General features: G+C 67.7%; 13 protein-coding genes. 11 read left to right on the top strand and 2 right to left on the bottom strand.

What is annotated here, in order from left to right:
• Positions 1-41: 41 nt before the first annotated feature.
• From HWY45_RS30935 to HWY45_RS30920, 4 genes are all read left to right on the top strand, one after another.
• Positions 42-1,190 (top strand): ATP phosphoribosyltransferase regulatory subunit, encoded by a 1,149-nt coding sequence (locus HWY45_RS30935; protein ID WP_059567201.1) that lies wholly within the window; start codon positions 42-44, stop codon positions 1,188-1,190.
• A gap of 114 nt (positions 1,191-1,304) precedes the next feature.
• Positions 1,305-2,651 carry an adenylosuccinate synthase gene (locus HWY45_RS30930; RefSeq protein ID WP_059809370.1) on the top strand — a complete coding sequence of 449 codons (1,347 nt, stop codon included), beginning with the start codon at positions 1,305-1,307 and terminating at the stop codon, positions 2,649-2,651.
• Between the two features lie 6 nt (positions 2,652-2,657).
• Positions 2,658-3,248 (top strand): phosphoribosyltransferase, encoded by a 591-nt coding sequence (locus tag HWY45_RS30925; RefSeq protein WP_059882702.1) that lies wholly within the window; start codon positions 2,658-2,660, stop codon positions 3,246-3,248.
• Positions 3,249-3,499: 251 nt separating this feature from the next.
• Positions 3,500-5,419: a potassium transporter Kup gene (locus HWY45_RS30920; protein ID WP_059809362.1), complete on the top strand. Its 1,920-nt coding sequence runs from the start codon at positions 3,500-3,502 to the stop codon at positions 5,417-5,419.
• 89 nt (positions 5,420-5,508) lie between these two features.
• Here HWY45_RS30920 and HWY45_RS30915 read toward each other — a convergent pair whose 3' ends face one another.
• Entirely contained in the window at positions 5,509-7,836 is a 2,328-nt protein-coding gene (locus HWY45_RS30915) for a Tex family protein (RefSeq protein ID WP_059882700.1), read from the bottom strand.
• Positions 7,837-8,000: 164 nt separating this feature from the next.
• On the opposite strand from HWY45_RS30915, the gene HWY45_RS30910 reads away from it, so the two are divergent.
• From HWY45_RS30910 to yoaA, 3 genes are all read left to right on the top strand, one after another.
• The gene (locus tag HWY45_RS30910) at positions 8,001-8,735 is read left to right on the top strand and encodes a hypothetical protein (RefSeq protein WP_059558239.1); all 735 of its coding nucleotides are present in this window, start codon (positions 8,001-8,003) and stop codon (positions 8,733-8,735) included.
• Positions 8,736-8,813: 78 nt separating this feature from the next.
• Complete coding sequence (locus HWY45_RS30905) at positions 8,814-9,029, top strand: DUF465 domain-containing protein (RefSeq protein ID WP_017332212.1); 216 nt, start codon at positions 8,814-8,816, stop codon at positions 9,027-9,029.
• 56 nt (positions 9,030-9,085) lie between these two features.
• Positions 9,086-11,329 (top strand): DNA repair helicase YoaA, encoded by a 2,244-nt coding sequence (gene yoaA / locus HWY45_RS30900; RefSeq protein WP_059882698.1) that lies wholly within the window; start codon positions 9,086-9,088, stop codon positions 11,327-11,329.
• Between the two features lie 100 nt (positions 11,330-11,429).
• Here the strand turns inward: yoaA and HWY45_RS30895 are convergent, their stop codons facing one another.
• Complete coding sequence (locus tag HWY45_RS30895; RefSeq protein WP_059558247.1) at positions 11,430-12,254, bottom strand: outer membrane protein assembly factor BamD; 825 nt, start codon at positions 12,252-12,254, stop codon at positions 11,430-11,432.
• A 41-nt stretch (positions 12,255-12,295) separates the two neighbouring features.
• Here HWY45_RS30895 and HWY45_RS30890 point away from each other — a divergent pair, with 41 nt between their 5' ends.
• From HWY45_RS30890 to HWY45_RS30875, 4 genes are all read left to right on the top strand, one after another.
• Positions 12,296-13,498 (top strand): RluA family pseudouridine synthase, encoded by a 1,203-nt coding sequence (locus tag HWY45_RS30890; RefSeq protein ID WP_059882696.1) that lies wholly within the window; start codon positions 12,296-12,298, stop codon positions 13,496-13,498.
• Between the two features lie 6 nt (positions 13,499-13,504).
• Entirely contained in the window at positions 13,505-14,344 is an 840-nt protein-coding gene (gene pgeF / locus HWY45_RS30885; RefSeq protein ID WP_059882762.1) for a peptidoglycan editing factor PgeF, read from the top strand.
• Positions 14,345-14,710: 366 nt separating this feature from the next.
• Entirely contained in the window at positions 14,711-16,588 is a 1,878-nt protein-coding gene (gene phaC, locus HWY45_RS30880; protein ID WP_059882694.1) for a class I poly(R)-hydroxyalkanoic acid synthase, read from the top strand.
• Positions 16,589-16,687: 99 nt separating this feature from the next.
• The coding region (locus HWY45_RS30875) for a thiolase family protein (protein WP_457766427.1) at positions 16,688-16,812 on the top strand (125 nt) is incomplete at its 3' end.

Raw genomic sequence — 16,812 nt, 5'->3', positions numbered from 1 at the left:
GCAGAGTTGCGCGCCCAGTTTCCTGTCGTAGGACCGTACCGATGTCGACCTGGTTACTTCCCGAGAATATCGCCGACGTATTGCCGTCGGAAGCGCGCAAGATCGAGGAGCTGCGCCGCAGGCTGCTCGACCGCTTCCGTTCGTACGGCTACGAGATGGTGATGCCGCCGCTGCTCGAATATCTCGAGTCGCTGCTGACGAGCGGCGGCAACGACCTGCGCCTGCGCACCTTCAAGCTGGTCGACCAGCTGTCGGGGCGCACGCTCGGCCTGCGCGCGGACATCACGCCGCAGGTCGCGCGCATCGACGCGCACCTGCTGAACCGCCAGGGCGTGACCCGCCTGTGCTATGCGGGCAACGTGCTGCATACGCGTCCGCGCGGCCTGCACGCGACGCGCGAGCAGATCCAGATCGGCGCCGAAATCTACGGCCATGCGGGGCTCGAGGCCGACCTCGAGGTCCAGCAGCTGATGCTCGACGCATTGCGCCTGACCGGCCTGTCGCGCATCCGTCTCGACCTGTGTCACGCCGGCGTGCTTGGGGCGTTGTTCGCGCGCGACGCGCAGGCGGCCGAGCGCGGCGAAGCGCTGTACGACGCGCTGGCGGGCAAGGACGTGCCGCTGCTGAACGAGCTGACCGACGACCTGGGCGCCGATACGCGCGCTGCGCTGCGTGCGCTGCCGCACTTGTACGGCGACGCGAGCGTGCTTGACGAAGCGCGCGCAAAGCTGCCGGCGCTGCCGGAAATCACGCGGGCGCTCGACGATCTCGCGCAGCTCGCGGCGCAGGTGCGGGATGCCGAGGTGGCGATCGACCTCGCCGACCTGCGCGGCTATGCGTATCACAGCGGCGCGATGTTCTCGGCGTACGTCGACGGCGTGCCGAACGCGGTCGCACGCGGCGGCCGGTACGACCATGTCGGCCAGGCCTACGGCCGCGCGCGTCCGGCGACCGGCTTCTCGCTCGACCTGCGCGAAATCGCGCGCATTTCGCCGGTCGAGGCGCGCGGCGCCGCGATCCTCGCGCCGTGGGCGCAGGACGACGCGCTGCGCGCGGCCGTGGCGGCGCTGCGCGATGCGGGCGAGGTCGTGATCCAGGCGTTGCCGGGGCACGACCACGTGCTCGACGAATTCGCGTGCGACCGTTCGCTCGTCGAGCGCAACGGCGCGTGGGTGGTCGAACCCCGTTAAAAAGGCGTTCGCGGGCCGCGTTCTGGCGTGCCATATCGTTGAAGCGAAACGGAAAAATTCGGAATCGCCCGCGAACATAGGTAGAATACGTTTTTAACCAGCTAACGAATCAACATGTCTGCCAGCGCAGTGAATGTGACTCCCGGGCGCAACGTCGTCGTCGTGGGGACTCAATGGGGTGATGAAGGCAAAGGCAAGATCGTCGACTGGCTGACGGACCACGCTCAGGGCGTCGTGCGTTTCCAGGGCGGCCACAACGCCGGCCACACCCTCATCATCGGCGGCAAGAAAACCATCTTGCGCCTCATCCCGTCGGGCATCATGCGTGAAGGCGTCGCCTGCTACATCGGCAACGGCGTCGTCCTGTCCCCCGAGGCACTGTTCAAGGAAATCGGCGAGCTCGAAGAGGCCGGCCTGAACGTCCGCGACCGACTGTTCATTTCCGAAGCGACCACGCTGATCCTGCCGTATCACATCGCGATCGACCAGGCGCGCGAAGCGCGCAAGGGCGCGGGCAAGATCGGCACGACCGGCCGCGGCATCGGCCCGGCGTACGAAGACAAGGTTGGCCGCCGCGCGCTGCGCGTGCAGGATCTGTTCGACGCGAAAACCTTCGCCGATCGCCTGCGCGAGAATCTCGATTTCCACAACTTCGTGCTGACCCAGTACCTGGGCGGCGCGGCAGTCGACTTCCAGGCCACGCTCGACACGATGCTCGGCTATGCGGATCGCCTGAAGCCGATGGTGGCCGACGTGTCGCGCCGCCTGTACGACGCGAACAACGCCGGCCAGAACCTGCTGTTCGAAGGCGCGCAAGGCACGCTGCTCGACATCGATCACGGCACCTACCCGTTCGTCACGTCGAGCAACTGCGTCGCCGGCGCGGCGGCGGCAGGCGCGGGCGTCGGTCCGCAGAAGCTGAACTACATCCTCGGCATCACGAAGGCCTATTGCACGCGCGTCGGTTCGGGCCCGTTCCCGAGCGAGCTGTACGACGCGGACAATCCGAAGCGCCAGGAGCAGGTCGGCATCGAGCTCGCGAACGTCGGCAAGGAATTCGGTTCGGTCACGGGCCGTCCGCGCCGCACCGGCTGGCTCGACGCGGCTGCGCTGCGCCGTTCGATCCAGATCAACGGCGTGTCGGGCCTGTGCATGACCAAGCTCGACGTGCTCGACGGCCTCGACGAGGTCAAGCTGTGCGTCGGCTACAAGATCGACGGCAAGGATGCGGACATCCTGCCGCGCGGCGCGGCCGACGTGGCGCGCTGCGAGCCCGTGTACGAGACCTTCGTCGGCTGGAAGGAAAGCACCGTCGGCATCAATTCGTGGGATGCGCTGCCGGCGAACGCCCGTGCGTACCTGACCCGTGTCCAGGAAGTGGCCGGCGTGCCGATCGACATGGTGTCGACCGGCCCGGACCGCGACGAGACGATTCTGCTCCGCCATCCGTTCAAGGTATAACACTCGATGACGAAGCTGAATACGACGTCGCTCGTGATGTCCGATCCGCGCAACGACGACAAGAACCTCTGGGTGGGTTGGGACGAGTATCACCGCCTGATCGAGTTGCTCGCGCTGCAGGTGCATGAATCGGGCTGGAAGTTCGACCAGATCCTGTGCCTCGCGCGCGGCGGCCTGCGTGTCGGCGATCAACTGTCGCGCATCTACGACGTGCCGCTCGCGATCCTCGCGACCAGCTCGTATCGGGAAGCGGCCGGCCGCGAGCAGGGCGATCTCGACATCGCGCAGTACATCACGATGACGCGCGGCAATCTCGAGGGCAACGTGCTGCTGGTCGACGACCTGGTCGATTCGGGCGTCACGCTCGCGCGCGTGCAGGAGCACCTGAAGGAGCGCTATCCGTCGGTCACGGCGGTGCGCTCGGCCGTGCTCTGGTACAAGGGCTGCTCGAAGGTGAAGCCCGATTACCACGTGCAGTTCCTGCCGATGAACCCTTGGATCCATCAGCCGTTCGAGGAGTGGGACACGGTTCGTCCGCACAATCTCGAGGCGTGGATCAAGCGTGGCGACGCGCAGCGTAATGGCGCGGGCGCGTAAGCGCTTGCCCGTCTCGCCAGGTCTCGCGAACGGCGCCGCTTGCGGCGCCGTTTTCATTGGTGCGGCGCGATCCGGGTAGGCAGGCGTGGCTGCCGCGGCTATGATGGCAGCCCTGCCACAGCTCGCGCGGCGCTGCACGGGCGGCGCGGAGGACGTGGCTTCGCGGCAACAGGACAAGGCGGCATCCGGTGCACGCGCGGGTAGAATAGCGCTCGTTTTGTCCGACTCTGGACCCGATTATTACGCTTCATATGAACGACACGACCCACGCGACCGACGCGATCCACGCGCCACACTCGCCGACGCAGCAACATTCGCTCCAGGCGCTTGCAATTGCCGCCATCGGCGTGGTGTTCGGCGACATCGGCACGAGTCCGCTGTATTCGCTCAAGGAGGCGTTCAGCCCCGCGCACGGCATTCCGCTCACCGAAGGCTCGATCCTCGGCGTGATCTCGCTGCTGTTCTGGGCAATCATGCTCGTGGTCGGCGTCAAGTACCTGCTGTTCGTGATGCGCGCCGACAACAACGGCGAGGGCGGCGTGCTGGCGCTGATGGCGCTGTCGCTGCGGCCGCTCGATCCGAAGACCCGCGTCACGGGCGCGCTGATGGCGCTCGGGATCTTCGGCGCGTGCATGTTCTACGGCGACGCAGTGATCACACCGGCGATCTCGGTGATGTCGGCGGTCGAAGGCCTCGAGATCGCGACCCCGCATCTGTCCCATCTCGTGCTGCCGATCACGATCGTGATCCTGATCGCGCTGTTCTGGATCCAGCGTCACGGCACCGCGACGGTCGGCAAGCTGTTCGGCCCGATCATGGTGGTGTGGTTCGTCGTCATCGCGGCGCTCGGCGTGTACCACATCGTGCGCGCGCCCGGCATCATCGCGGCGATCAATCCGTACTACGCGGTGAGCTTCATGTCCGATCACGTGCTGCAGGCCTACGTGGTGCTCGGCTCGGTCGTGCTGGTGCTGACCGGCGCGGAGGCGCTCTATGCCGACATGGGGCACTTCGGCGCGCGTCCGATCCGCCTCGCCGCGTATGGGCTCGTGATGCCGTCGCTCGTGCTCAACTATTTCGGGCAGGGCGCGCTGCTGATCCAGAACCCGAAGGCGATCGAGAACCCGTTCTTCCTGCTGGCGCCGGACTGGGGGCTGCTGCCGCTGGTCGTGCTGTCGACGGTGGCGACCGTGATCGCGTCGCAGGCAGTGATTTCCGGCGCGTATTCGCTGACCGCGCAGGCGATCCAGCTCGGCTACGTGCCGCGCATGAAGGTGCTGCACACGTCCGAGCTGGCGATCGGCCAGATCTACGTGCCGGTCGTGAACTGGCTGCTGCTGTTCGTGATCCTGTGCATCGTGGTCGGCTTCAAGAGCTCGGACAACCTCGCCGCGGCGTACGGCATCGCGGTGACGGCGACGATGGTGATCACGACCATCCTCGCGTGCGTCGTGATGGTCAAGGTGTGGAACTGGAACAGGCTGCTGGTCGGTGCAATCATCGCCGTGTTCATGGCGATCGATCTCGGCTTCTTCGGCGCGAACCTGCTGAAGGTCGCGCAGGGCGGCTGGCTGCCGCTCGGCATCGGCGCGCTGCTGTTCTTCCTGCTGATGACGTGGTTCAAGGGCCGGCACATCGTCAAGGAGCGCACGGCTGCCGACGGCATCCCGCTCGAGCCGTTCCTGCAAGGGCTGCTCGCGCACCCGCCGCACCGCGTGTCGGGCACCGCGATCTACCTGACCGGCAACGACAAGCTCGTGCCCGTCAGCCTGCTGCACAACCTGAAGCACAACAAGGTGCTGCACGAGCGGACGCTGTTCCTCACGTTCGTCACGCGTGACATCCCGTACGTGCGCGACGACAAGCGCCTGAGCGCGCGCGATGCGGGCGGCGGCCTGTATATCGTGAAGGCGGAATACGGCTTCAACGAAACGCCGGACGTGAAGGCGGTGCTCGAGGAGTTCGGCCGGACGCACGACATGACGTTCGAGCTGATGGATACGTCGTTCTTCCTCGCGCGCGAGACGGTCGTGCCGACCCAGTTGCCCGGCATGTCGATCTGGCGCGAGCGCGTGTTCGCGTGGATGCACCAGAACGCCGCGAAGCCGACCGACTTCTTCTCGATCCCGGCGAACCGGGTGGTCGAGCTCGGTACGAAGATCGAGATCTGACGGCCCGGCGGGGCGGCTTAGCGCCGCCCGCTGCCAGGACGAAAAAAAGCCCGCCGTCAGGCGGGCTTTTCATTTGGCGCGCGCGATGCTCAGCGCTTGAGTTTCGCGAACGCCGCGGCCATCGCGCCGGCCGGTTCCGGCTCGCGCGAGCGGGGCGCCCGCGCCTGGCCGCCGCGGCCCGCACTGCCGCGATCCTGCTGGCCGCCGCGTGCCGGCGCGCCCGGGGGCGCATCGTCGTCGAGGCGCATCGTCAGCGAAATGCGCTGGCGCTTCACGTCGACGTCGAGCACCTTGACCTTGACCACCTGGCCGGCCTTCACGACTTCGTGCGGATCCTTGATGAACTTCGTCGACATCGCGGACACATGGACGAGGCCATCCTGGTGCACGCCGACGTCGACGAACGCGCCGAACGCGGCGACGTTGGTCACGACGCCCTCGAGGACCATGCCCGGGACCAGATCCGACACCTTCTCGACGCCTTCGCGGAACGTCGCGGTCTTGAATTCCGGACGCGGGTCGCGGCCCGGCTTTTCCAGTTCGGACAGGATGTCGCGCACGGTCGGCAGGCCGAAACGTTCGTCGACGAACTCGGCGGGCGACAGGCCGGAGAGCGCGTCGCGGTTGCCGAGCACGTCGTCGATGCGCTTGCTGATCTTCGCGAGGATCCGCTCGACGACCGGATATGCTTCAGGGTGCACCGACGAGCGGTCGAGCGGGTTCTCGCCGCCGTTGATGCGCAGGAAGCCGGCGGCCTGCTCGAAGGTCTTGTCGCCGAGGCGCGGCACCTTGCGCAGTTGCTCGCGCGACGGGAACGGGCCGTTCGCATCGCGATAGTCGACGATGTTGCGCGCAAGCGTCGCGTTCAGGCCCGACACGCGCGCGAGCAGCGCAGCCGACGCGGTATTCGCGTCGACGCCGACCGCGTTCACGCAATCCTCGACGACCGCGTCGAGCGAGCGCGCGAGTTCGCGCTGGTTCACGTCGTGCTGGTACTGGCCGACGCCGATCGCCTTCGGCTCGATCTTCACGAGCTCGGCGAGCGGATCCTGCAGGCGGCGCGCGATCGACACGGCGCCGCGCAGCGACACGTCGAGCTCCGGGAATTCCTTGGCCGCGAGTTCGGACGCCGAGTAGACGGATGCGCCGGCTTCGGACACGACGATCTTCTGCAGGCGCAGCTCCGGATGTTTCGCGATCAGCTCGCTCGCGAGCTTGTCGGTTTCGCGCGATGCCGTGCCGTTGCCGATGCTGACCAGCTCGGCCTGCGTCTGCGCGGCGATGCGCGCGAGCTTCGCGAGCGAGCCGTCCCAGTCGCGGCGCGGCTCGTGCGGGTAGATCGTGTCGGTTGCGAGCAGCTTGCCGGTGCGGTCGACGACCGCGACCTTCACGCCCGTGCGCAGGCCGGGGTCGAGACCGATCACGGCCTTCGGGCCGGCCGGCGCCGCGAGCAGCAGGTCCTTCAGGTTGCGCGCGAACACGCGGATCGCCTCATGTTCGGCGGTCTCGCGCAGCTGCGTCAGCAATTCGTTCTCGATGTGCGGTTGCACCTTCACGCGCCAGCACCAGCGGCACACGTCGGACAGCCACTTGTCGGCCGGCCGGTTCTGGTTCGCGATGCCGAAATGGCGCGCGATCATCGCTTCGCCGGGGTGCGGCACCTGCGCGTCGAGTTCCTCGCCGAGGCCGAGCTTGACGGTCAGGACGCCCGCGTTGCGGCCGCGGAACAGCGCGAGCGCGCGGTGCGACGGCACGGTCTTGATCGTTTCCGCGTAATCGTAATAATCGCGGAATTTCTCGCCTTCCTCGTTTTCCTTGCCTTCGACGACCGCCGACGACACGACGCCCTGGTTGTGCAGGTAGTCGCGCAGCTTGCCGAGCAGCTCGGCCGTTTCGCCGAACTGTTCGGACAAGATGTCACGGGCGCCGTCGAGCGCGGCTTTCACGTCGGCGACGCCCTTGTCGGCGTCGACATAGGCGGCCGCTTCGGCCTGCGGGTCGAGCAGCGGGTTGCCGAGCAGCGCCTGCGCGAGCGGCTCGAGGCCGGCTTCGCGGGCGATCTGCGCGCGCGTGCGGCGCTTCGGCTTGTACGGCAGATAAAGGTCCTCGAGCACCTGCTTGCTGTCGGCCGCGTCGATCGCGGCGCGCAGCTCGTCGGTCAGCTTGCCTTGCTCGTCGATGCTCGACAGGATCGCGGCGCGGCGCTCCTCGAGCTCGCGCAGGTACAGCAGGCGCTCTTCGAGCTGGCGCAGCTGCGTATCGTCCAGGTTGCCGGTCACTTCCTTGCGGTACCGGGCAATGAACGGAACGGTGGCGCCTTCGTCGAGGAGTTGCACTGCCGCCGCGACCTGGCGCGGCTGGACGGTCAGTTCGGTGGCGATGCGCTGTACGATCTTGAGTGCTACGGTTTCCGTCATGTCGTGGATGATCTGCCTGCTGAAATCGCGACGCGGGGCCGGCGGGGCCCGCGTGGCGGGCCGCTCGCGGCGAGCCCGCCGGACCAGACGCCGCGGGTGAATGAAGCGGGGCATTTTGCCATAAATGGCGGAGCGTCCAGCCATGCGGTGATAGAATTTGACACATGTCCCGCAGCTTTCCTACGACGTTGCCAACCTCCCGTTTTCCTCTCGTCGCGCTCGGCGCAGCGCTCGCCGCGGCTTTGTCCCTCGGGGCAGCCGGCGCACATGCGCAGGCGTCGGCCGTCGCCGCTTCCGAGCCCGTCGCGGCCCAGGCCGCCCCGGATTTCGACGCCCGTCAAAAAGTGCTCAATCAACGCACGGCCAAAAACGATTATCGTTATGCGGTGGCCGAGCACGACTGCTACAGCACGTTCTTCGTCAATCACTGCCTCGGCAAGGCGCGCGACCAGATGCGCGAGGAGCGGGCGAGCATCCGGCAGGAGCAGCTCGCGCTCGACGACGAGCAGCGTGCGGTGCGGGCGGAGCAGCGCGACCAGCAAATCGCGTTGAAGAACGCGCAGAATGCGGCGCAGGCGCCGCAGCGCGCGGAGAACGAGGCGGCCAACGCGGCCGCCTTCCGCGACAAGCAGCAGCAAAATGCGCTGAAGCGGGCGGAGCGCGGTGCGGAAGGCCCGCAGCGCGCGGCCAACCGGCAGGCCTACGACCAGAAGCAGGCCGATTTCCAGCGCAAGCTGGACGACGCGCACCGGCAGGCAGCCCAGAAGGCGCAGGAGCGGGCAAGCAATGCCGAGCGCTACGAGCGCAAGCAGAACGAGGCGGCGCAGCACAAGGCCGACGTGGAGCAGCGACAGAAGGACGCGGCCGAGAAGGCCAGGCAGCAACAGCTGGGGCAGTAACGTGTTGGGTTGATCCGGAAAGCAGTCTCGAGCGCACCGGCAGGCTGGCCGGTGCGCTGCTTCGATGAGGAGGCGAACATGCAGAGCCGTCACGCGGAACAGCAGCAGGAATTGCACAACCGTTTGGCTTCATTGGAGGAGCTGCACTCGCGGCTCGCTCGAGAGATCGAGCAGAAGGAAGGGCGGTCCGACATCGACGACATTACGCTGCACAAGCTGAAGAAGGAAAAGCTGGCGGCCAAAGACAAAATCATCATGCTGCAATCGCAGCTGGAACCCGATAAGCGCGCCTGAGCGCGGCCTGGCAAGCGCCGGCGCCGTCCCGGGCGCTGGACACAGGAACGCTTGCCTTGAATTCACCGCTTGAAGCCACCCCCGATGCCCGGCGAGACGTGTCGTCCGCCGGGCGCGCCCGTGCGCCCGAAGCCGCCTTCGAGCTGAGCCGCAAGCGTGTCGACGAGCTCGACACGATCTTCGGCGACGGCGGGCTGTTCGCGCGCGCGCTCGACGGCTACCGGCCGCGTGCGTCGCAGATCGAGATGGCGCGCGCCGTCGCGGCCGCGATGGAGGCGTCCGCGCGCCGGATGCCCGAGCCCGAGATCTTCGAGACCCGCAAACGCCCCGCGCGCCGCCTGCAGAACGATGCCGACAAGACGGCCGAGCCGGGCACGGACGCCGCCGCGGCTGCGGAGGCCGACAGCGATGCGGGCGACAACACGCTGATCGTCGAGGCCGGCACCGGCACGGGCAAGACCTACGCGTATCTCGTGCCCGCGATGCTGTGGGGCGGCAAGGTCATCGTGTCGACCGGCACCAAGCACCTGCAGGACCAGCTGTTCCAGCGCGACATCCCGACCGTGCGCGACGCGCTCGCGGTGCCGGTGACGGTCGCGATGCTGAAGGGGCGCGCGAACTATCTGTGCCACTACTACCTGCAGCGCACCGCCGACAACGGGCGGCTGCCGTCGCGGCAGGACACCGCGTACCTGCAGGAGATCGTCCGCTTCGCGAAGGTCACGCGCAGCGGCGACAAGGCCGAGCTGGCCAGCGTGCCGGAAACGGCGCCGGTGTGGTCGATGGTCACGTCGACCCGCGACAATTGTCTCGGCCAGGAATGCCCGCACTACAAGGAATGCTTCGTGATGCAGGCGCGGCGCGAGGCCCAGCAGGCCGACGTCGTCGTGGTCAATCATCACCTGTTCTTCGCGGACATCATGCTGCGCGACACCGGCATGGCCGAGCTGCTGCCGAACGCGAACACGATCATCTTCGACGAAGCGCACCAGCTGCCGGAGACGGCGACGCTGTTCTTCGGCGAAACGCTGTCGACGACGCAGATTCTCGAGCTCGCGCGCGATACGGTCGCGGAAGGCCTGAGCCACGCGCGCGACGCGGTCGAGTGGGTCAAGCTCGGCGGCGCGCTGGAGCGCGCGGCGCGGGACCTGCGGCTCGCGTTCGCGGACGATACGATCGTGCGGATGTCGCTCGCGCAGCTCGGCGACGACCATCCGCTGTACGGCGCGCTCGACGCGCTGGAAGCCGCGCTCGATGCGCTCGCGTCGGCGCTGGCCGGCCAGGCCGAACGGGCGGAGTCGCTCGGCGCGTGCCTGCGCCGCGCGCGCGAGCTGCAGGACCTGCTCGCCGGCTGGGTCGCGCCTGGCGCGGCGCAGGAGGCCGCGAAGGCCGATGCGGCCGAGGCCGCGGCCGGCGACGGCGATCCGAACGAGAAGGTGCGCTGGGTCGAAGTGTTCTCGCATACCGTCCAGCTGCACGAAACGCCGCTGTCGGTCGCGCCGATCTTCGCGAAGCAGCGCGCGGGCGTGCCGCGCGCGTGGGTCTTCACGTCGGCGACGCTGTCGGTGCGCGGCGATTTCACGCATTACGCGGCACAGATGGGGCTCAGCTCGCGGCGCTCGATGACGCTCGCGAGCCCGTTCGACTACCAGACGCAAGGGCTGCTGTACGTGCCGCGCAACCTGCCGCAGCCGTCGTCGCCCGCGTTCACCGACGCGGTGTTCGATGCCGCGCTGCCGGCCATTGCGGCGGCGGGCGGCGGGGTGTTCATGCTGTGCACGACGCTGCGCGCGGTCGACCGGATCGCGTCGAAGCTGCGCGAGGTGATCGAATCGCGTGGCTGGAATACGCCGCTGCTCGTGCAGGGCGATGCGAGCCGCACGGAATTGCTCGATCGTTTCCGCGCCTACGGCAATGCGATCCTGGTCGGCAGCCAGAGCTTCTGGGAAGGCGTCGACGTGCGCGGCGACGCACTGTCGCTCGTCGTGATCGACAAGCTGCCGTTCGCGCCGCCCGACGATCCGGTGCTGGCCGCGCGCCTCGATGCGCTGACGAAGAAGGGCTTGAGCCCGTTCGCCGTGCACCAGCTGCCGCAGGCGGTGATCACGCTGAAGCAGGGCGCGGGCCGGCTGATCCGCGCGGAAACCGATCGCGGCGTGCTGATGATCTGCGACACGCGCCTCGTCGACAAACCCTACGGGCGACGGATCTGGCAGAGCCTGCCGCCGTTCAAGCGCACGCGTGAGATCGAGGTTGTCGAGGAGTTCTTCGCCGAGCATCGCGCCGCGAAGCGGATATAGCCGTTTCGCGCTTCCGCTTGCGCGAATCCGCCACGCAATAAAAAACCCGGCTGCAAGGCCGGGTTTTTGTGGCTGCGCGCGCGTTACGCGGCGCAGCGAATCAGAACTGCCACCACGACTTCTTCGCACCGGGGCGGGCGTGGCCCGTGACGTACGGGCTGTCCGGGAACGTGCCCGCGAGCACGCGCTTCGTGTCCTCGGCGAGCTGCGGCTGGTTCAGCTTGCCGTACGACAGGACCATGATGTGCAGCGCGTCCTCGATGGCCGGCGCACCCTTGTAATCCCTGATCGCGAGCTGCGCGCGGTTGATCGCGGCAACGTACGCGCCGCGACGGTAGTAATAGTCGGCCGCGTGCACTTCGTGCGACGCGAGCGCATTGACGATGTAGCGCATCCGGGCCGCTGCGTCCGGCGCGTACTTGCTCTTCGGATAGCGGTCGACGACGACCTTGAACGCGTCGTACGATTCGCGCAGCGCCTGCGGATCGCGCTCGCTCATGTCCTGGCCCGAGAAGCGGCCGAACAGCCCGAGATCGTCGTTGAAGTGGATCATGCCCTTCAGGTAGTACGCGTACGCGATATCGGGATGATCGGGGTGCAGCTGGATGAAGCGGTCGACGGCTTGATCGGCGGCGGCCGCTTCGTTGTCCTTCCAGTTGCAGTACGCGACGTTGATCTGTGCCTGCTGCGCGAAATGACCGAACGGGTCGCGACCCTGCAGCGCCTCGAAGTATTTCGCGCACTTGCCCCAGTCGCCGCCGGACAGGGCGTCCTGAGCCTCTGAGTATAATTTGTTGTTCGACCAGGTCGCGGTCTCGTCCTGCTTCTGCGGCAAGCCGTGGCAACCCGCGATGAGGGCCGCGGCTGCAACCGCCGTCGCCCGGGCGGCGACGGTTCGTGCCGCGCGTTTGGTCGAATTCATCATGCTCGCATGTCCTAGCTTCAAGTCTTGGTGACCCAGTCTAAATGACCCGTTCAAATTCGCAGAATGCCCGGCAGGGCAAGGCAAATCGCGAAGATTATAGCCCAAGCGATCGGCCCGCCGACGCTGCTTCCGGCGATTCGCTCGACGACGACCTCACCGGCGACGCGCTGCAGTCGCCCGTCGCGCCGTCCCGCGCGGGCGACGATGCGCCGCGTGTCGTCGAAGTTCCCGCATCGCTTGCCGGCGAGCGCCTCGACAAGGCGCTCGCGCAGCTGTTTCCCGAATTCTCGCGCAGCCGGCTGCAGAGCTGGATCGACGCCCAGCGGGTGCGCATCGACGGTGCGCCCGCGAAGATCCGCCAGCCGGTGCCGCTCGGCGCGACGATCGAGCTCGTGCCCGACCTGCTGCCGGAGCAGCTCGCGTTCACGCCGGAGCCGGTGCCGCTCGACATCGTCTACGAGGACGACGCGCTCGTCGTCATCAACAAGCCGGCGGGCCTCGTCGTGCATCCGGCTGCCGGCAACTGGAGCGGCACGATCCTCAACGGCCTGCTGCACCGTTACGGCGACGCGGCGGCCGGCCTGCCGCGCGCGGGGATCGTCCACCGGCTCGACAAGGAAACCTCGGGCCTGATGGTGGTCGCGCGCACGCTCGCCGCGCAGACCGACCTGGTCCGCCAGCTGCAGGCCCGCACCGTGAAGCGCCGCTATTTCGCGCTGGTCTGGGGCACCATGCCCGAGGACGGCACGATCGACGCGCCGATCGGCCGCGATCCGCGCGAGCGCACGCGCATGGCGGTCGTGACCGGTGCGTCCGGCAAGCCGGCGCGCACGCATTTCCGCACGGTTGACACATGTGTGTGGCAACGTCAGCCGGTATCTGCGATCCAATGCGATCTCGAAACCGGCCGCACCCACCAGATCCGCGTGCATTGCTCGCATGTCGGCCATCCGCTGCTCGGCGATCCCGTGTACGGGCGCGCGCGCGGCAAGCGCTCGGTGACGCCGCTGCCGGACGGGTTCGCGCGCCAGGCGCTGCACGCGTGGCGGCTCGGCCTCGTGCATCCGGTGACCGGCAAGACGATGCAGTGGCGCTGCCCGCTGCCTGACGACATGACCGCGCTCGTCGGCGCGCTCGGCTTCGGGCAGGACGATGCGGAATTCGACGAGGACGGCGATTACGACGATGATTTCGGCGGCGAGTATGAAGACGATGCGGCGTACCCGGACGACGAGGAGGAGTGAGTGGCGATGACGAACCTGGCGCCGTTGACGTGGCAGGACTGCGTGCAGCCCGACTGGCAGGTGTCGCCGCGCGTGCGCGCGCTGGTCACGACGCGCGCCGGCGGTGTCAGCGAGGGCCCGTACGGGCGCTGGCAGGACGGCGCCGCGCAGCCGGGCGGGATGAACCTCGGGCTGCACACCGGAGACGATCCGGCGCACGTCGCCGAGAACCGTGCGCGGTTGCTGGCGCTCGCGGGCCAGCCGCGCGCCGCGTGGCTCGAGCAGGTGCACGGCGCGCGGATCGTGCGCGCCGACGAAGTGATCGCGGCCGATCCCGACTCCACGGCGCCGGTGCGGGCCGACGCGAGCGTGACCGATCGCGCGAATGCGGTGTGCGTCGTGATGGTCGCGGATTGCCTGCCCGTGCTGCTGTGCGATGCGCAGGGGCGCGCGGTCGGCGCCGCGCATGCGGGCTGGCGCGGGCTCGCGGCCGGCATTGTCGAGGACACCGCGACGCAGGTCGCGGCGCTCGCCGGCGGTGCGGCCGACAGCCTGCATGCGTTCCTCGGGCCGGCGATTGGTCCGGATGCGTTCGAGGTGGGCGCGGACGTGCGCGACGCATTTCTCGACACGGCCCCGCAGTCGGAGCATGATGAAACACGGCGCGCGTTCGCCGCGATCGAAGGCGCGCCGGGCAAGTATCTGGCCGATCTCCACGCGCTTGCACGGCTGCGTCTCGCGCGCGCGGGCGTGTCGCGCGTGAGCGGTGGCGGCGCATGCACGGTCACCGAGCCGTCGCGCTTCTATTCGTACCGGCGCGACCGCGTAACCGGCCGCATGGCGGCGGCGATCTGGCTGGCCGGCTGACGTCGCGCATGCATCGCATGCTGCTGTGCAGTATCGGGTTATCTCGCTATTCGCACGGCAGAATGCCGATGTATGCGCAACCGAATGAAAAAATGTGAAGTCAAGCGAATCAAAATGTCGATGTGTTCGCCGGGAGCCTTGTCCCGCCTGTTGCGCGCGGATTATCTCCGTCTTGATGGACGGTCGTGATCCTGGTTTGACGCAACGCTTCACATGGGGAAAACGATAATGATAAAAATACCGCACTGCGGCAGAATCTGGAGACGCCTCTCCAGAGCATGACGGCCCTGCTTGCACGGCCGGCACGCCGCGCCCGCGAGCAGGATTTCCACGATTGACGCTCAGGAATCACCGGTAAGGCAGGTAATGACAGCATCGAAAAACTCGTCGACGTCCGCACAGGCGGACACTTTCGCGGGCCAGCAGGCATTCGCCCAGGCAGCCCAGCAAGCAGCGCAGCCGATGCAGCAGATGTTCGAGGCGTGGTTGAGCGCGTGGCGGGGCTTCGCGGATCCGGCGCGCGCCGCGACCGCGTCGGCCGCGACGAATCCGTTCGCGACGTTTCAGTTCCCCAAGTCGTTTCCGTTCCAGATGCCGTCGATGACCGATTTCGGCGGCGCGGCATCGCCGTTCGCCGGCCTGAAGCTGCCGGCCGCCGCGATCCCGCCCGAGCGCCTGCAGAAGCTGCAGGCCGACTATGCGCGCGATTGCGTGACGCTGATGCAGCAGGCGAGCGCCGCGAAGCTCGAGGTGCCTGAGCTGAAGGACCGCCGCTTCAGCGGCGACGCGTGGAAGGCTTCGCCCGCGCACGCGTTCACGGCCGCGTGGTACCTGCTCAACGCGCGCTACCTGCAGGAGCTCGCCGACGCGCTCGAGACCGATCCCAAGACGCGCGAGCGGATCCGTTTCGCGGTGCAGCAATGGACGGCCGCCGCCGCGCCGAGCAACTTTCTCGCGTTCAACCCGGATGCGCAGAAGTCGATCCTCGAGACCCAGGGCGAAAGCCTGCGGCAGGGGATGATGAACCTGCTGGGCGACTTGCAGCGCGGCAAGATTTCGCAGACCGACGAATCGCAGTTCGTGGTCGGCAAGAACCTCGGCTGCACCGAGGGCGCGGTCGTCTACGAGAACGACCTGATCCAGCTGATCCAGTACAAGCCGACGACGGAGACGGTGTTCGAGCGGCCGCTGCTGATCGTGCCGCCGTGCATCAACAAGTTCTACATCCTCGACCTGCAGCCCGAGAATTCGCTCGTCGCGCATGCGCTGTCGTGCGGCCACCAGGTGTTTCTCGTGTCGTGGCGCAACGCGGATGCATCGGTCGCTCACAAGACCTGGGACGACTACATGAACGAAGGCCTGCTCGCCGCGATCGATGCGGTGCAGCAGGTGAGCGGCCGAGAGCAGATCAACACGCTGGGCTTCTGCGTCGGCGGCACGATGCTCTCCACGGCGCTCGCGGTGCTGGCCGCGCGCGGCGAGCACCCGGCCGCGTCGATGACGCTGCTCACCGCGATGCTCGATTTCTCCGACACGGGCGTCGTCGACGTGTTCGTCGACGAGGCGCACGTACAGATGCGCGAGCAGACGATCGGCGGAAAGAGCGGCACGCCGCCGGGGCTGATGCGCGGCGTCGAGTTCGCGAACACGTTCTCGTTTCTGCGTCCGAACGATCTCGTCTGGAACTACGTCGTCGACAACTACCTGAAGGGCCGCACGCCGGCGCCGTTCGACCTGCTGTACTGGAACAGCGATTCGACCAACCTGCCGGGCCCGATGTACGCGTGGTACCTGCGCAATACCTATCTCGAGAACCGGCTGCGCGAGCCGGGCGCGCTCACCGTGTGCGGCGAGGCGGTCGACCTGTCGCGGATCGACGTGCCGACCTTCATCTACGGCTCGCGCGAGGATCACATCGTGCCGTGGCAGACGGCCTACGCGTCGACGTCGATCCTGACGGGCCCGCTGAAGTTCGTGCTCGGCGCGTCGGGCCACATCGCGGGTGTGATCAATCCGCCGGCGAAGAAGAAGCGCAGCTTCTGGGTCAACGACAACGACCTGCCCGGAGCCGCCGACGACTGGCTCGCCGGCGCGACCGAGCAGCCCGGCAGCTGGTGGCCGACCTGGACCGAGTGGCTCGACCAGTACGGCGGCCGCAAGGTGGCGCCGCCCGCGCAGGCCGGCTCCGCGCAATTCCCGGTGATCGAGCCGGCGCCCGGCCGGTACGTGTTGCAGCGCGATTGACGAAAGACTGACAGCGGCGCACGCTGTCTGGAGCGCCGCAGTATTTTTAACAGGGCGGGGAGCGATGCGCCGTGTCGCGCCGGCCCGGAGGAAAGGGAAATGACGGACGTAGTGATCGTATCGGCCGCGCGGACCGCGGTCGGCAAATTCGGCGGCGCTCTCGCGAAGATCGCGGCGCCGGAGCTGGGCGCAACGGTGATCCGCGCGGTGCTGGAGCGCGGCGG

The sequence above is a fragment of the Burkholderia stagnalis genome (assembly GCF_902830275.1).
GTDB lineage: Bacteria > Pseudomonadota > Gammaproteobacteria > Burkholderiales > Burkholderiaceae > Burkholderia > Burkholderia stagnalis.
Note: the sequence above shows the minus strand (reverse complement) of the source record. Positions and strands in the feature narration are given on the sequence as shown.

What these genes read in the sequence shown, in the direction of transcription:
- HWY45_RS30935 (WP_059567201.1), top strand. Translation starts at nt 42, where the DNA reads ATGTCGACCTGGTTACTTCCCGAGAATATCGCCGACGTATTGCCGTCG.
- HWY45_RS30930 (WP_059809370.1), top strand. Translation starts at nt 1,305, where the DNA reads ATGTCTGCCAGCGCAGTGAATGTGACTCCCGGGCGCAACGTCGTCGTC.
- HWY45_RS30925 (WP_059882702.1), top strand. Translation starts at nt 2,658, where the DNA reads ATGACGAAGCTGAATACGACGTCGCTCGTGATGTCCGATCCGCGCAAC.
- HWY45_RS30920 (WP_059809362.1), top strand. Translation starts at nt 3,500, where the DNA reads ATGAACGACACGACCCACGCGACCGACGCGATCCACGCGCCACACTCG.
- HWY45_RS30915 (WP_059882700.1), bottom strand. Translation starts at nt 7,836, where the DNA reads ATGACGGAAACCGTAGCACTCAAGATCGTACAGCGCATCGCCACCGAA.
- HWY45_RS30910 (WP_059558239.1), top strand. Translation starts at nt 8,001, where the DNA reads ATGTCCCGCAGCTTTCCTACGACGTTGCCAACCTCCCGTTTTCCTCTC.
- HWY45_RS30905 (WP_017332212.1), top strand. Translation starts at nt 8,814, where the DNA reads ATGCAGAGCCGTCACGCGGAACAGCAGCAGGAATTGCACAACCGTTTG.
- HWY45_RS30895 (WP_059558247.1), bottom strand. Translation starts at nt 12,254, where the DNA reads ATGATGAATTCGACCAAACGCGCGGCACGAACCGTCGCCGCCCGGGCG.
- HWY45_RS30890 (WP_059882696.1), top strand. Translation starts at nt 12,296, where the DNA reads ATGACCCGTTCAAATTCGCAGAATGCCCGGCAGGGCAAGGCAAATCGC.
- pgeF (WP_059882762.1), top strand. Translation starts at nt 13,505, where the DNA reads ATGACGAACCTGGCGCCGTTGACGTGGCAGGACTGCGTGCAGCCCGAC.
- phaC (WP_059882694.1), top strand. Translation starts at nt 14,711, where the DNA reads ATGACAGCATCGAAAAACTCGTCGACGTCCGCACAGGCGGACACTTTC.